Raw genomic sequence first — 13,941 nt, 5'->3', positions numbered from 1 at the left:
TGAAAGCCTGACCTTGTCCGCTACGTCATCCGTCATCGACCTGATCGGCAATACGCCGCTGGTGCGCCTGAACCGCCTGTCCGACGCGACGGGCTGCGATATCCTGGGCAAGGCCGAGTTTCTTAATCCTGGCGGTTCGATCAAGGATCGCGCGGCCCTGTCGATCGTGCAGGGCGCGCGGGCGTCGGGCGCGCTGAAACCCGGCGGGACGATCGTGGAGGGCACGGCCGGCAACACCGGCATCGGCCTGGCCCTGGTCGGGGCGGCGTTAGGTCATCCGGTCGTCATCGTCATTCCGCGCACCCAGTCGGAAGAGAAGAAGTCCGCCATCCGTTCTCTGGGCACCCGCCTGGTCGAAGTGGACGCCGCGCCCTTTTCCAGCCCGAACCACTTCGTCCACTATTCCGGGCGTCTGGCCGCCGAGCTGAACGACAGCGAAGAGGCCGGCGCCATCTGGGCCAATCAGTTCGACAACACCGCCAACCGCGAGGCCCACTACAACACGACCGGCCCCGAAATCTGGACGCAGACAAACGGTCAGGTCGACGCCTTCGTCTCGGCCGTCGGCTCAGGCGGGACCATCGCCGGCGTCGGCGCCTATCTGCGCGAACAGAAGCCGGATGTGACCATCGCCCTGGCGGATCCAGCAGGCGCGGCCATGTTCAACTGGTTCACCAAGGGCAAGATGACCGGCGAGGGATCGTCGATCACAGAGGGGATCGGTGTGGCGCGGATCACCGGCAATCTGGAGGGCTTCAAGCCTGACTACGCCTATCGGATCGAGGACGCGGAGTTCCTGCCGATCCTGTTCGACCTCGTGAAGCACGAAGGCCTGTCGCTGGGGGGATCGGCGGGGGTGAACATCGCCGGCGCGGTGCGGCTGGCGCGCGAGCTTGGGCCCGGCAAGACCATCGTCACCTGCCTGTGCGATCCCGGCTCGCGCTATGCGTCCAAGCTGTTCAACCCGGAATTCCTGCGGTCGAAGGGTTTGCCGGTTCCGGGGTGGGCGTGAGGCGCCCGTCTCCTCCCCGCGAAGCGGGGAGGGGGACCGCGCGAAGCGGGGTGGAGGGGTTCTTGACGCCCCAGGGGCGCGGGTAATGCGAAAAGAACCCCTCCGTCACGGCGCTGAAGAAGCGCCGCGCCACCTGCCCGCGAATCGGGGAGGAGACACCTTTCCCTACTTCGCCTTCTGCTCCGCGATCCAGGCGTCCATCCGCTGGTCCAACAACGCCAGCGGCAACGGGCCTTCGACCAGCAGGGCGTCGTGGAAGGTGCGGATGTTGAACTTCGACCCCAGCTCCCGTTCGGCCCGCGCCCGGATCTCGCGAAGGCGGATTTCGCCGATCTTGTAGGCCGTGGCCTGGCCGGGCCAGCCGATGTAGCGCTGAAGTTCGGTCTCGATGTTGTGGGGCGCGAGGGCCGAGTTGTCGCGGAAACAGGCGCGGGCCTGTTCCTCGGTCCAGCCCATCCAGTGCAGGCCGGTGTCCGCGACCAGTCGGCAAGCGCGCCACATCTCATAGGACAGCCGGCCGAACCGCTCGTAAGGCGTGCGGTAGAAGCCCATCTCCTCGCCCAGATATTCGGCATACAGGCCCCAGCCCTCGGTATAGGCGCTCACATTGGCCTGACGGCGGAAATAGGGTTGGCCGGGCGCCTCCTGTTGCAGGGCGATCTGGAGGTGGTGGCCCGGCACGGCCTCATGCAGGGTCAGGGCGGGCAGCTCGTACAGCGGACGCTGATCCAGCTTGGACGTGTTGACGATGTAATGGGCGGCGACGCCGTTCTGCATCGAACCGCCGTTGTAGCGGCCGGTGGTGTAGTTTTCCTCGATCTGCGGCGGCACCGGCTGCACGTCGTAAGTGAGGCGGGGCAGGGTGGCGAACAGGGGCGGCAGGCCGCCATCCGCGCGCTTGGCCATCTCCGACGCCTGCTGCAACAGGGCCTCGCGGCTGGTCGCATAGAACTGCGGATCGGTGCGCAGGAAGTTCAGGAAGCCGGCGAAGTCGCCGGTCCAGCCCGACGCCTTCATTTCCAAATCCATACGGGCGCGGATGCGCGCGACCTCGTCCAGACCGATCTGGTGGATCTGGTCGGGCGTCAGGTCAGTCGTGGTGTGGCCGCGCACCAGATAGGCGTAGAGCGCCTTGCCGCCGGGCCGATTGCCGATGCCCGGCTGGACCGGCGCCTTGGGCAGATAGTCGCTCTCGAGGAATTCCAGCCAGGCCCGGCGCGCCGGAAGGATCACTTCCGAAACCGCCGCCGTCGCCTCTGCGCTCAGGCGATCCTTATCCGCTTGAGACACGGTCGAGGGCAGGGTCGACAGGGGCTTCAGCAGCGGCTCGGCGTCCGGCTTGATCGCCACATCGTTTCGCGCCAGCGTCAGGGCGCTTTCTGTCACGGACCGGGCCTGGACCAGGCCGGTGTCCAGGCCGCGCCGGGCGTTGGCCGTCGTCTGGGCGTAGATTTGGCCGAAGCCCCGGATACGCTTGATATAGGCCTTTGCCTCCGCGACCGAGTTCAGGCGCGTGCTGCCGCCGACATAGAGCGCCCAGGTTCCGGGGCCGCCTTCGGAGTCGAACGCCAGGCGGCTGGTGTCGTAGTCTGACCCTTCCAGGCTGCGGTTAAGCGTATAGAGCAGGAAGGCGTAGTTTATGCCGCCGGCGTGGGAAAGACTTGCCGGGTTGATGGCCGTCAGCCGCCGCACGAACCCTTCCAGCGGTGCGCGCTGGGCCAGTTCAAACTCACGCGACAGGTCAGGCACCCGCCCCATCGCCTCCACATCGCCCTCGCCGCCAGCCGAGATCGGATCGACGGACTTCAGATAGGTCTCGTAGTCGGCGATGACGGCGTTCAGCGCGGCGTCTGCCGGCGCGGTTGCGACGGCGGCGGGCGGCGTTTGCGCCACGGCCATGATCGGCGACCCGGCCGCAAGCATGGCCGCGATAGCCAGATAAGAAATCTTCATGACGCCCCTCCTGTCAGGAGCGGCACGCAAGCCGAGCAGAGCCGATGCGTCAACCGCAGACGGTGAAGAACCGCTCGATTTGCGCCTTTGCGGCGGGATAGGCGGCGTAGACGTGACGTTCGCCGTCAGCCCAGGCGGCGATCCAGCCCAGACGGCGGAAGCGTTGGAAGACCGGATCCTTTGTCTTGGCTTGAGCCGTCAGCAGTTCGCCGTCATGCACGACGGCTGGTTCAGATGCGGCGCGATAGCGCTCGGTGTCGCCGCCGGATTCCAAATAGATTTCGCGGCCCGGCCTGTCGCTGGAGGCCGTCAATTCCAGCGCGCTCGACCCCACCTGGCAGGCGAGCCGAAGTTTGACTTCGTCGCTATTGGCGACGCCGTAGGCCAGCATGGCCTCCTGACCATCGGTGTTCAGGAACCAGTCGTAACCGGGCGTGGGCGCGGGCGCCGATGCGGTCGCTGCAGAGCCGGCTGCGGGCATCGGGGGCTGGGTCGCGCAAGCCGCAAGAGCCGAGACGGCGATCAAGGCTGATATCAAGCGAAGACGCATGCGTGAGTTCCTCAGCCGGCGCAGCGATCGGCGAAGCGACGCAGCTTGGCCATGTGCGGACGTTCGACGGTGATTGTGTTGGCGTCGTCGCCGACGGCGATTGTCATCCGGCCGTTCGCGACGAAGGCGGAAAAGGCGGGGTGGTCGACGGGGATCGCCGTCTCCAGCTTGCCGCCACGCCCGACGCGGGCCTCGCTGGTGGCCGTCGACCCGCCCGAGGTGATGCGCGCAAAGCCGGCGGATGCATCCCCGCCATAGACCGCGACCGAGACCGCGCCCGAACCCGGCAGGCATTGCAGCGTGGCGCGCAGGCTGGCGGTGTCGGGGATGTCGTTGGCCAGCACCATCGGTCCCTCGCCCTCGTACAGGCTCCAGGTCCAGCCTGAGGCGGGCGCAGTCTGTATCGCGGCCGCCATCAGGGCGGAGAGAATCAGCATCATGTGTCAGCCCCCGCCGACGACGCGCAGCGCCGCGTCGCCTTCAATGTCGTCAGACGCGGCTATGACCGCAAGATCAGACGACCGCATTCACTCTGAACGCGGTTATCCCTCAGCAGTTCACGCAGCGGGGTCAGCTCGCGTCAGAACGGGCTGAAGCGTTCCGCCAGCGCCTGTCCCACGGGCGGGGCCTGGACGCGGCTGACGTCGCCGCGACCGCCGTAGGAAATGCGCGCCTCGGCGATCTGGGTGTGGTTGATGGCGTTGGCGGATGAGATGTCCTCGGGGCGGACGATGCCTGCGACCGTCAGTTCGCGGACCTCGCGGTTGGTGCGCACTTCCTGCCGACCCTGGATCACCAGATTGCCGTTGGCGAGGACGTCGGTGACGACGGCGGCGATGGTCAGCGACACCTTCTCGGCGCGGCTGACCGAACCGTTGCCCGACGACTTCAGATCGCCTTCCATGCCGACCATCTTCGACGGATCGAAGCCGCCGGGGAAGACGCGGCCCAGGCTGCTCTCCAGGCCAAATAGATTGCTGACGCCGGCGTTGATCTCGTTGGAGCGCGAGCGCTGGGTCGAGTTCTGGGTCTGGGCGCGATCGTCGATGTCGATCTTGACCGTCAGGATGTCGCCGATATGGCGCGCGCGCTGGTCGCCGAAGAAGGTGCGGGCGCCCGTGCGCCACAGGCTGTTGGCGCTGGCCGGCGCGGTCTCGCGCGCGGGCAGATAGGCTTGCTGCGCCGGGATCAGGGCGGCCGGATAGCCGATGGGAGCCAGTTCCGGACCGCGCACCGTTTCGGCGACGGTCGAGCAGGCAGCGAGCGGGGCGAGGGCGGCGAGGATCAGGACGGCTTTACGCATGACTTGGATTCCCTAGCGGGCGGCGAACTGTTGGGGATTGGCGCGGGCCATGTCGGCGCCGGGGCCGGCGATGGCCTGGCCGGGACCGGAGGCGACCGCGTCGATGACGCGGTTGGAGGTGGTGTTCATGATGGCCACTGGTTCGCCCAGACCGGCGCTGCGCATGGCCTTACCCATAACGGCCAGGTTCACGCCGCCGACCTGATAGGTGACGCGCACCATATCGTTGCGGGCGATGACCTGCGGCGCGGCGCCGGGACGATAGGCGGCGCGGGCGATAGGTTGGGCAACCTGGACGGCGTCCGTCGGCGCGGCCTCGGCCACGGTCTGAACCGGTCCGGCCGAACGGCGCACGGCGACGCGGCGCAGGCCGTTGGGATTGCTCCAGTCCAGGCCCGCCTGACGCGCCTGGGCCTGAAGCTGACCGGCGTCCAGCACGACAGAAGGACCGACGCGCTCGGCGACGGCGACATTGGCCGCAGCGCCCGCGCCCTCGAAGATGTCGCCCAGGGTGACGCGACCGTCGTCGTCCACGGGGTTGGCGCGCAGCACGACGGGGTTGGCGAGGGCGGCGCCGGCGAAGGCGCTGACGGCGGCGGCGAGCAGCAGGGAACGGATCAGGGTCATGGCCCTAGCCCTTCACTTGCGAGGCGACCGACAGCATCTGATCGGCGGTGCTGATGACCTTGGAGTTCATCTCATAGGCGCGCTGCGCCACGATCAGGGCGCTGATCTCCGCGACCGCATCGACGTTCGACGCCTCGGTGTAGGCCTGCATGATCTGTCCGTAACCAGCATCGCCGGGCGTCCCGACGATCGCCGGCCCGGACGCGGCGGTTTCCAGCAGGAGGTTGTCGCCGATGGCTTCCAGACCGGCTTCGTTGAAGAAGCTGGCCAGTTCGATCTGACCAACGGTGGTTGGCGCGGGCTGCCCCGCCTGGGTCACCTGAACCAAACCCGTCTTGGAGATCGACACCTTGGTCGCGTCCTGCGGGATGGTGATCGCCGGCTCCAGCAGATAGCCGTCGTCGGTCACCATCTGGCCTTCCGGATTGACCTGCAGATTGCCGGCGCGGGTGTAGGCCTTTTCGCCTGAGGGCAGGCTGATCTGGAAATAGCCCTTGCCGTCGATGGCCATGTCATAGGGGTTGCCGGTGATCTGCGGCGTGCCCTGTTCGGTGACGCGATAGACGGCCCCCGCCTTGACGCCCGCCCCGATCTGGATACCGGTCGGAACCACGGTGCCGGAGGCTGAGGACTGAGCTCCCATACGTTCGACGTTCTGATAGAGCAGGTCCTGAAACTCGGCGCGCTGCTTCTTGAAGCCCACCGTGTTCATGTTGGCGATGTTGTTGGAGATGACCTCCACGTTCAGCTGCTGGGCGGCCATGCCCGAGGCTGCGGTTCTCAGAGCGCGCATGTTCCGGCTCTCCCTTAAGCGGCCTTGCCGAGGCGCTCGACGGCGCGACGGCTCAGGTCTGTGGTGTTTTCGATCAGCTTGGAAATGCTCTCGTAGGCGCGGCTGATCTCGACGAGATTGGTGATTTCGATCAACGGATTGACGTTGGAGGACTCCAGCGAGCCCTGATGAACCTGGGCGTCGGCGGCCTCGATCGGCTGGGCGTTGGACTTATTGCGGTAGAGGCTGTCGCCGCCCTTTTCGAGCACGCCCAGCGTATCGAAACGCACGACCGACAGTCGGCCGGTGACCTGTCCGTTCTGGGTGATGGTGCCGTCGGCGCCGACGCTGGGCGCACCGAGCGCAGGGTCCAGCACGATCTCCGCACCGCCGCCCAGGACGGCCTGACCCTGTTTGGTGGTCAAACGCCCTTCCGGATCCAGGGTAAAGGCGCCGTCGCGGGTGTAGGCCTCGCCGTTGGCGCCATCACGCACGGTGAAGAAGGCGCCCTCGCCGGAAATGGCGAAGTCCAGCGAGCGGCCGGTCTGCTGGATGGAGCCCTGGCCGAAGTCGCGACCGACGCCATTGTCCAGCACGAAGCTGGCCGACGGGCGGATCGAGTCGTTGCGCGCCCGCTGCCCGATCTCGGCGCTAAGCATCAGCTGCTCGACCTTGAAGCCGGTGGTGTTGGCGTTGGCGACGTTGTTGGCCACGATGTCCAGTTCGCGACGCAGCGTCATCTGGCGTGACAGTCCGATATAGGCGGCGTTTTCCACGAGAGGCGTGCTCCTTCGCCCCAGCCTCTCGCAACGGCCGTGCCAACAGGGTTAATTCAGGCGGAATGCGGGTTTGAGCGGGATCGGGTCGTTTCCGACCCGGCAAATCCTGCCCATTGTAAACGTCGCGTTAACCAAACCGGACGATCCTCGTCATGAGAGAGTCTCCGGGGCACGCGCATGTTCAAGTTCGGCAAGAAGAAGGGTGCGCCTGCGGCCGACGCCGACGCCAATCTGCCGGCCGTGACCGAAGGCGAGGCCGCCGAGGGCGACGCCGCTGCGCCCAAGAAAAAGAAAATCCCGCTGCTGTTCATCATCGCGCCGGTCGCCCTGTTGGTGCTGGGCGGTGGGGGCGCGGCCGCCTTCTTCATGCTGAAGCCCAAGCCCGTCGAAGCGCACGGCGCCGAGGCCGAAGCCGGCCACGGAGAAGAGAAGGCCGACAAGGCCGAAAAGAAAGAAGCGAAGAAAGAAGGCGGCGGTCACGGCGGCGGCGGTAAGGAAGGCGAGGCCGATCCGGCGCTGGGCGTTATCGCCGAGGGACCGGATGGGGTCACCTTCTACACCCTGCCCGACATGGTCATGAACATTCAGTCGCCCGACGGCCGTCCGACCTTCCTGAAACTGAAGCTGACGCTGGAAATGCACGACGCAGAGGTGGCGACCCACCTGCAGGAAGAGATGCCGCGTCTGCAGGACATGTTCACCGGCTTCGTGCGCGAACTGCGCCCTGAGGATCTCAGCGGCTCGGCCGGCACCTATCAGCTGCGCGCCGAGATCCTGCGCCGCGTCAATCTGATCGCCGCTCCGGGCAAGGTCGACGCCGTGCTGATCGAAGAAATGCTGGTGCAATAGGCATGACCGATACGGCGCAACTCGATCCGTTCGGCGGTTTGGGCGATCCCGGCGACGCGCTGTCCGAACGCGTCCTGAACCAGGATGAGATTGACAGCCTGCTGGGCTTCGATCTGGGCGACGACGACGGCTCTGAACGGTCAGGCATCCGGGCCATCATCAACTCCGCGCTCGTCAGCTACGAGCGTCTGCCGATGCTGGAGATCGTGTTCGACCGCCTGGTGCGGTTGATGACGACCAGCCTTCGCAACTTCACCTCTGACAACGTCGAAGTCAGCCTGGACAATATTTCGTCGATCCGGTTCGGCGACTATCTGAACTCGATCCCGCTGCCGGCCATCCTGGCGGTGTTTCGCGCCGAGGAGCTAGACAACTACGGTCTGCTGACGGTTGATTCCAACCTGATCTATTCGATTGTCGACGTGCTGCTGGGCGGTCGTCGCGGCACGGCGGCGCTGCGCATCGAAGGCCGGCCCTACACTACCATCGAGCGGGTGCTGGTGCAGCGGATGGTCGAGGTCGTGCTGAACGACGCCCGCCAGGCGTTCGAGCCGCTGACGCCGGTCCACTTCAACCTGGACCGGCTGGAGACCAACCCGCGCTTCGCCGCCATCGCGCGTCCCGCCAACGCCGCCATCCTGATCAAGCTGCGCATCGACATGGAGGATCGCGGCGGTCGTATCGAGCTGCTGCTGCCCTATGCGACGCTGGAGCCGATCCGAAAGATGCTGCTGCAGCAGTTCATGGGCGAGAAGTTCGGCCGCGACAACATCTGGGAAGGCCACTTGGCCACCGAAATCTGGACGACCGAGACCGAAGTCCGCGCGGTCCTGGACGAACAGCAGATGCCCCTGTCCAGCGTGCTGAACCTCAAGGTCGGCGACACGATGATGCTGAACGCCACGCCGGATTCCGAGGTTTCGATCCGCGCTGGCTCCATTCCGCTGACCACAGGCCGCATGGGTCGCAAGGGCCAGCACATCGCCATACGCGTCGAAGGGCCGGTTAATCCGGAAGTCGCCGCCCGCCTGGGAGTGAACGTCTGATGGCCGGAATGATCATGGACGGCGTGCTGATGGTGCTGCTGATCGCGGCGGTCGGTTACGGCATCAAGCTGGAACGCAAGCTTGCCGCCCTGCGCGCCGGCCAGCTGGCCTTCGCCCAGGCCGTGACCGAATTGAACGCCGCCGCGGGCCGCGCCGAAAACGCGCTGGCCACTCTTCGGGCCTCGGGTCAGGAAACGGATCTGCTGCACGACCGGATCATCAAGGCGCGTGAGGTCAAGGCGCAGCTGGAAACCCTGATCGCCCGCGCGCCGGCCATGGCGCCGGCGCGGATCGTCGAGGAAGAGCCCGTCCGTCGCGCGACACCGGCCGCCCTGGCTCCGGCGCCGGCCACAACCGAAGACGAGGAGCGGGCCGAGCGCATGGCGGCCCTTGCTCAACGCATCCAGGGACTGGCCGGTCCCGCTTCGAACCGTCGCAACGAAGCCGTCGCTCCCGCCGGGCGTGACAATGTCGCCGCCATCGTTCAGGCCCTGACGGCCGGACGCTCCGCTAACCATTCCGCCAAACAAAGCCTCAACGCCGCGCGTCGTAATCTCGACGACGACCTGTTCGCCGCCTGAGTTCGGAACCCCATTTCATGGCCCGCCTTCCCCGCATTCTGCCCCTGATCGCCATCGCCATCGGCGGGGTCGTCGCCGTGCGCGCCGTCGGCGTCGCGCCTGGCCTGTTCGACGGGGCGAAGGCCTGGGCCGAGGAGGCGGTTCCCGCTGCGGCCGGCGCGCCGCCCAAGCCGGCTCTGCCCGGCACCTGTTCCGCCCTGTCTCCCGAACAGCTGGCCCAGCAGGCGGGGATTTCGCCGGCCGAGCTCAAGATCATCCAGTCGTTGTCGCAGCGCCGTGCCGCGCTGGACGCGCGTGACCAGGACTTCGCCACCACCCTGCCGCTGATGGTCGCCGCCGAGCAGAAGCTGGACGCCAAGGTCAAGGCGCTGGAAGCCTTGAAGGCCGAGATGAAGCAGATGCTCGGCCAAGTGGACGAGCGCGAGAAGGCCGAGATCGATCGTCTGGTTCAGGTCTATTCCGCCATGCGTCCCAAGGAGGCCGCCCCGGTCATGGCCGCGTTGGAGGACCGTGTACGCCTGCCGGTCGCCGCCGCCATGCGCCCGCGCACCCTGGCCGCCATCATGGCCCAGATGAGCGCGCCGCAAGCCAAGGAGCTGACCGAAAAGCTGGCCGCCCGCTTCCAGGCCCAGCAGATGGCCGCCCGCGCCGCCGCCGCCGAGGCTGCGACGCCTCCGGCCGCGACGCCCGCCGCGGCTGCGCCCGCCGCCACGACCCCGCCTGCGACACCGACGGCTCAGCCTGCCGCCGCCCCGACGACCCGTCCGACGCCGCGCCCGGCCGCCAACCGTCCCGCTGCGCGACCGGCGGCTCGCCCGGCCGCGACCCCGGCGCGTCGTCCCGCCGCTACGCCTGCGGCGGCCCCCGCTGCGACCGGCCCGCAGGCTTATCAGCCGTCAGCCGCCCCCAACGCCCAGCCCCGTCAAACCGTGCAGTAACCTTAAGTGTGATCTCGACGCTGACGTCTCGTCTCGACAGCGCGCACTGTTCGACCAATGATCTTCGAACGCTCCGTCAGAGAGCGATGACATCGAGGATCCGCGCCATGATCGGCGAACTGCTTTATGTGGCGCATCGCATGCGCCGGGCCATCATACTCGCCGTTCCGGCGGGCGGAACCGTGATGATGGCCGCCGTCGCCCAGCACTATCATCTGCTGCCCTAAAGGTCTTCGAGCCCGGTTTGGCCCGGTTTCGGATTGGCAGGGCGCGCGAGCGCGTCTATCACCGCGCCTTCCCGAGATCTGAGCCCGACCAACGCCATGTCCGACACGCCCCCCGATCGCCTTTCGGTCGACCCGTCCAGCCCGCATCACGACGCCGAGGTCCTGCAACGCGGCGTCGGCATTCGCTTCAAGGGCGAAGAGAAGACCAATGTCGAGGAATACTGCGTGTCCGAAGGGTGGGTGCGCCTGGCGCTCGGCAACCGCGTGGATCGCAAGGGCAAGGCCCTGACCGTGAAACTGCAGGGTCCGGTCGAACCCTATTTCCAGAACGACTGAACCTACCTAGGGTCCGGCTCTCATCTGAGTCCGGAGCCTGCTTATGTCCATCCGTCTGCTGACCGCCAGCGCCGTCGCCTTGGGTGTTGTCGCGTTTATCCCGGCGGCCCAGGCGCAGGATGCGGCGACGGTGCAGCAGGCGATCGTGGTGCGAGACGCGGCGATGCGATCGAACATCGCCATGGACTATGTCACCCAGCTGACGACGCGGTTCGGCGCGCGCCCGGCGGGTTCCCGTTCCGAACAACAGGCCGCCGCCTGGGCAGCCGACTATCTGCGCGCCAACGGCTTCCAGAACGTCCGCATCGAAGAGTTCCCGCTGGTCGGCTGGGAGCGGGGCGAAAGCTCGGCCGCCATCGTTGGCGACAACGCCCAGGCCCTGGTCGCTGCGGCTCTGGGCCACTCGCCGGCCGCGCCGAGGGGCGGTGTCGAGGCGGAGATCGTGCGCTTCTCCACCTTCGAAGACCTGCAGGCCGCGCCCGAGGCCGCCGTCCGCGGCAAGATCGTCTATGTCGATCTGGGCCAGATGCACCCGATGCAGGACGGCTCGGGCTATGGTCCCCAGACCCGCGTGCGCGGCGCCGGCCCCGGCGTGGCGGCGGCCAAGGGCGCGGCGGCCTTCGTCATGCGCTCGGTCGGCTCTGACGAGGACCGGATGCCGCACACCGGCACGACCCGCTATGTCGACGGCAAGCCGACCATTCCCGCCTTCGCCTTGGCCGCGCCCGACGCCGATCAGGTCAGTCGCCTGGTCGCCCTTGGTCAGCCGGTGCGCATGCGCCTGACCTCGACCGCCCGCACCTATCGCACCACCAGCCAGAACGTGATCGGCGATCTGCCGGGCACCACGCGCCCCGACGAGATCATCGTCCTGGGGTCGCACATGGACAGCTGGGACCTGGGCACCGGCGCCATCGACGACGGGGCAGGGGGCGCCATCACCATCGCGGCCGCCAAGGCCATCGCCGACAGCGGCCGTCGCCCGGCCCGCACCCTGCGCGTGATCTTCTACGGTTCGGAAGAAGTGGCCCAGCCGACCGCCCAGACCGGCAACGGCGGCGGCGTCTACGCCCTCGGCCAGGGCGCGGCGCTGGACAAGCACATCATCGCCGGCGAGAGCGATTTCGGCGCCGACCGCGTTTATGCCCTGCGCCTGCCCGCCGGCGCGCAAGGCTCGGACTTCCAGAAGGCCGCGACCCGCGTCCTCTATCCGATCGGCGTATTGGCCTCGGATCGCGTCGAGACTGAGGGCGGCGTCGATGTCGGACCGATGGGTCCGCTGGGCGTGCCCTTCTTCGGCCTGGCGCAGGACGGGACCCGCTATTTCGACCTGCACCACACCGCCAACGACACGCTCGACAAGATCGATCCGGCCCAACTGAGCCAGAACGTCGCCGCCTGGGCCGGCCTGCTGTGGCTGATCGCCGATTCCGACGTGGACTTCCGGGCGATGAAGCCCGCGACCACGCCGGCGACCCCGGCACGCTGACGACTTGGAGACCCGGCCCGGTTCCGTCTATAGGAGCCGGGCCGGGCCAGACCGGGCTGCGGGCGTGGCGAAACTGGTAGACGCAGCAGACTTAAAATCTGCCGGACGAAAGTCCTTGCCGGTTCGATCCCGGCCGCCCGCACCATTCTAAATCCATCAGGTCCAATCGAAGCGCCGATCAGAACAGGCTGACCGGGAAGCCGATCAACCCTGACGACTGCAGGTGCTCGATGCCTTCCATGACGGGGATGGCGGCGAGGAAGACCAGGCCGTCGCGCAGGGTGCGGACGAAGAAGGCGGGATGGACGATCAGTTCGTCGGCGTCGCGCCAGCGGGCGGGATTGGGCAAGAAGCGCGGCGTGCGGGCGCAATAGGCGGCATAGGGCGCGTCGAAATGTTCGGCCAGCCAGGCCTCTTCGCGACCGACCGTGCGCAGGAAGACCAGGAAGGTCGCCACGGCGAAGATGGCGCCGATCGTCACGCTGCCGGTCTGGGCGCCGACGCCGAACGCGCCGATGAAGCTGAAGATATAGAGCGGGTTGCGCGTGATGGAATAGGGGCCGCGATCGACGATCTCGGCCTTCTTGCGTCCGCCGATATAGAGCGAGCACCAGGCGCGGCCGACGATGGCGGCGATGATGGCACCCAGGCCCAGGGCCTCGACGCCCTGATGCCATTCGCCGTCGAAGGCGGCGACCGAGCGGACGCTGGCGGTCAGGGCGATGAGGGCCAGCAGAACAAGACCGGCGAACCATTTGCGACGGCGCTGAACGACATCGAGCGACAGGGCGGGGGGAACAGGGCTCATGACAGGTCTGTTCAGTGGTGCTGCTGGGCGCGGAGGAGCAGGGCGCGGGCCTCGGCCTTGCGACCGCGATCCGCGACGACGCGTCCGGGCCGGGCGGGGGCGTCGATGGCCTTTTGCAGATAGCGGGCAGCGCCGTTCCAGTCGTGCTCACGCACCAGCAGATCGCCCATGAAGAAGTTGGCGTCGACGTCGTTGGGCGCCATGGCCAGACCGCGCTGGAGGTAGTCGCGGGCGCGCTGGCGGTTGCCGAAGCCGATCGGAGCGCCCGGCACCTGAGCGTAGAGCGAACCGAGGCTGACATAGACCGAGCCGTTCAGCGCGCGCGGATTGATCCGCTCGGCCTGTTCCAGTTCGGTGCGCGCCTCACGCACCAGGCCCAAGGCGCCGATGCCGCCCTTCAATCCCGCTTCCGAAGCGGTGATGATGGCGTCCCAGACCAGAGGTTCGGCGCGGTTGGGGCATTGGGCCACGACGGCGTCGGCCTGGGTGTTCAGCCGCGCCATTTCCGCCATTCGAACGCCTTGCGGGACCTCGAAATTCACATGGTCCCACGACTGCTGGAGACCGCGCGCGCGGTCGTCGCAGGCATCGGCATGGGCGACGGAGGCGACCGTCAATGGGGCGGCCATCAGGGCCAGGACGAACAGGGCGGTCTTCATAGCGCTTCTCTC

General features: G+C 67.4%; 16 protein-coding genes and 1 tRNA gene. 8 read left to right on the top strand and 9 right to left on the bottom strand.

Features of this window, described 5'->3' with window-relative positions:
• Positions 1 to 13: 13 nt before the first annotated feature.
• Positions 14 to 1,012 (top strand): cysteine synthase A, encoded by a 999-nt coding sequence (locus tag DT343_RS08625; protein WP_112862482.1) that lies wholly within the window; start codon positions 14 to 16, stop codon positions 1,010 to 1,012.
• 165 nt (positions 1,013 to 1,177) lie between these two features.
• Here the strand turns inward: DT343_RS08625 and DT343_RS08620 are convergent, their stop codons facing one another.
• The 7 genes from DT343_RS08620 to flgF form a co-directional block, all read right to left on the bottom strand.
• Positions 1,178 to 2,965 (bottom strand): DUF885 domain-containing protein, encoded by a 1,788-nt coding sequence (locus tag DT343_RS08620; RefSeq protein WP_181669145.1) that lies wholly within the window; start codon positions 2,963 to 2,965, stop codon positions 1,178 to 1,180.
• A gap of 49 nt (positions 2,966 to 3,014) precedes the next feature.
• On the bottom strand, positions 3,015 to 3,515 hold the full coding sequence (locus DT343_RS08615; RefSeq protein WP_220116529.1) for a hypothetical protein: 501 nt from the start codon (positions 3,513 to 3,515) through the stop codon (positions 3,015 to 3,017).
• Positions 3,516 to 3,526: 11 nt separating this feature from the next.
• A complete protein-coding gene (locus DT343_RS08610) occupies positions 3,527 to 3,955 on the bottom strand; it encodes a hypothetical protein (protein ID WP_112862481.1) in 429 nt (142 codons plus the stop codon).
• A gap of 140 nt (positions 3,956 to 4,095) precedes the next feature.
• Positions 4,096 to 4,818, bottom strand: a complete 723-nt coding sequence (gene flgH, locus DT343_RS08605) for a flagellar basal body L-ring protein FlgH (RefSeq protein WP_112862480.1) — start codon at positions 4,816 to 4,818, stop codon at positions 4,096 to 4,098.
• A 12-nt stretch (positions 4,819 to 4,830) separates the two neighbouring features.
• The gene (locus tag DT343_RS08600; RefSeq protein ID WP_112862479.1) at positions 4,831 to 5,445 is read right to left on the bottom strand and encodes a flagella basal body P-ring formation protein FlgA; all 615 of its coding nucleotides are present in this window, start codon (positions 5,443 to 5,445) and stop codon (positions 4,831 to 4,833) included.
• A 4-nt stretch (positions 5,446 to 5,449) separates the two neighbouring features.
• Positions 5,450 to 6,238, bottom strand: a complete 789-nt coding sequence (gene flgG / locus DT343_RS08595; protein ID WP_112862478.1) for a flagellar basal-body rod protein FlgG — start codon at positions 6,236 to 6,238, stop codon at positions 5,450 to 5,452.
• 14 nt (positions 6,239 to 6,252) lie between these two features.
• A complete protein-coding gene (gene flgF, locus DT343_RS08590; RefSeq protein ID WP_112862477.1) occupies positions 6,253 to 6,993 on the bottom strand; it encodes a flagellar basal-body rod protein FlgF in 741 nt (246 codons plus the stop codon).
• A 180-nt stretch (positions 6,994 to 7,173) separates the two neighbouring features.
• Here flgF and DT343_RS08585 point away from each other — a divergent pair, with 180 nt between their 5' ends.
• The 7 genes from DT343_RS08585 to DT343_RS08555 all read left to right on the top strand — a co-directional run bounded on the left by DT343_RS08585 (position 7,174) and on the right by DT343_RS08555 (position 12,607).
• A complete protein-coding gene (locus DT343_RS08585) occupies positions 7,174 to 7,845 on the top strand; it encodes a flagellar basal body-associated FliL family protein (RefSeq protein WP_112862476.1) in 672 nt (223 codons plus the stop codon).
• Between the two features lie 2 nt (positions 7,846 to 7,847).
• Positions 7,848 to 8,891, top strand: coding sequence for a flagellar motor switch protein FliM (gene fliM / locus DT343_RS08580; RefSeq protein ID WP_112862475.1), 1,044 nt, complete (start codon positions 7,848 to 7,850; stop codon positions 8,889 to 8,891).
• A complete protein-coding gene (locus tag DT343_RS08575; protein WP_112862474.1) occupies positions 8,891 to 9,472 on the top strand; it encodes a DUF6468 domain-containing protein in 582 nt (193 codons plus the stop codon). Before fliM ends, DT343_RS08575 begins: the two co-directional genes overlap by 1 nt.
• A 17-nt stretch (positions 9,473 to 9,489) precedes the next feature.
• Entirely contained in the window at positions 9,490 to 10,410 is a 921-nt protein-coding gene (locus DT343_RS08570; RefSeq protein WP_017504453.1) for a MotE family protein, read from the top strand.
• A gap of 323 nt (positions 10,411 to 10,733) precedes the next feature.
• Positions 10,734 to 10,973: a DUF3297 family protein gene (locus DT343_RS08565; RefSeq protein ID WP_045810378.1), complete on the top strand. Its 240-nt coding sequence runs from the start codon at positions 10,734 to 10,736 to the stop codon at positions 10,971 to 10,973.
• A 43-nt stretch (positions 10,974 to 11,016) separates the two neighbouring features.
• Complete coding sequence (locus DT343_RS08560) at positions 11,017 to 12,462, top strand: M20/M25/M40 family metallo-hydrolase (RefSeq protein ID WP_112862473.1); 1,446 nt, start codon at positions 11,017 to 11,019, stop codon at positions 12,460 to 12,462.
• 58 nt (positions 12,463 to 12,520) lie between these two features.
• Positions 12,521 to 12,607: transfer RNA gene (locus DT343_RS08555), tRNA-Leu, on the top strand.
• 33 nt (positions 12,608 to 12,640) lie between these two features.
• On the opposite strand, the gene DT343_RS08550 is transcribed toward DT343_RS08555, so the two are convergent.
• Entirely contained in the window at positions 12,641 to 13,270 is a 630-nt protein-coding gene (locus tag DT343_RS08550; RefSeq protein WP_112862472.1) for a methyltransferase family protein, read from the bottom strand.
• An 11-nt stretch (positions 13,271 to 13,281) separates the two neighbouring features.
• Entirely contained in the window at positions 13,282 to 13,929 is a 648-nt protein-coding gene (locus DT343_RS08545) for a tetratricopeptide repeat protein (RefSeq protein ID WP_112862471.1), read from the bottom strand.
• Positions 13,930 to 13,941 lie beyond the last annotated feature (12 nt).

The organism is Brevundimonas vesicularis, from assembly GCF_900445985.1.
GTDB lineage: Bacteria > Pseudomonadota > Alphaproteobacteria > Caulobacterales > Caulobacteraceae > Brevundimonas > Brevundimonas vesicularis_D.
The sequence above is the reverse complement of the archived record's forward strand: the minus strand, read 5'-3'. Positions and strand labels throughout refer to the sequence as shown.

Excerpts from the sequence above, each read along its gene's own strand:
- DT343_RS08620 (WP_181669145.1), bottom strand. The coding sequence starts at position 2,965 with ATGAAGATTTCTTATCTGGCTATCGCGGCCATGCTTGCGGCCGGGTCG.
- DT343_RS08615 (WP_220116529.1), bottom strand. The coding sequence starts at position 3,515 with ATGCGTCTTCGCTTGATATCAGCCTTGATCGCCGTCTCGGCTCTTGCG.
- DT343_RS08610 (WP_112862481.1), bottom strand. The coding sequence starts at position 3,955 with ATGATGCTGATTCTCTCCGCCCTGATGGCGGCCGCGATACAGACTGCG.
- flgH (WP_112862480.1), bottom strand. The coding sequence starts at position 4,818 with ATGCGTAAAGCCGTCCTGATCCTCGCCGCCCTCGCCCCGCTCGCTGCC.
- DT343_RS08600 (WP_112862479.1), bottom strand. The coding sequence starts at position 5,445 with ATGACCCTGATCCGTTCCCTGCTGCTCGCCGCCGCCGTCAGCGCCTTC.
- flgG (WP_112862478.1), bottom strand. The coding sequence starts at position 6,238 with ATGCGCGCTCTGAGAACCGCAGCCTCGGGCATGGCCGCCCAGCAGCTG.
- DT343_RS08585 (WP_112862476.1), top strand. The coding sequence starts at position 7,174 with ATGTTCAAGTTCGGCAAGAAGAAGGGTGCGCCTGCGGCCGACGCCGAC.
- fliM (WP_112862475.1), top strand. The coding sequence starts at position 7,848 with ATGACCGATACGGCGCAACTCGATCCGTTCGGCGGTTTGGGCGATCCC.
- DT343_RS08575 (WP_112862474.1), top strand. The coding sequence starts at position 8,891 with ATGGCCGGAATGATCATGGACGGCGTGCTGATGGTGCTGCTGATCGCG.
- DT343_RS08570 (WP_017504453.1), top strand. The coding sequence starts at position 9,490 with ATGGCCCGCCTTCCCCGCATTCTGCCCCTGATCGCCATCGCCATCGGC.
- DT343_RS08565 (WP_045810378.1), top strand. The coding sequence starts at position 10,734 with ATGTCCGACACGCCCCCCGATCGCCTTTCGGTCGACCCGTCCAGCCCG.
- DT343_RS08560 (WP_112862473.1), top strand. The coding sequence starts at position 11,017 with ATGTCCATCCGTCTGCTGACCGCCAGCGCCGTCGCCTTGGGTGTTGTC.
- DT343_RS08550 (WP_112862472.1), bottom strand. The coding sequence starts at position 13,270 with ATGAGCCCTGTTCCCCCCGCCCTGTCGCTCGATGTCGTTCAGCGCCGT.
- DT343_RS08545 (WP_112862471.1), bottom strand. The coding sequence starts at position 13,929 with ATGAAGACCGCCCTGTTCGTCCTGGCCCTGATGGCCGCCCCATTGACG.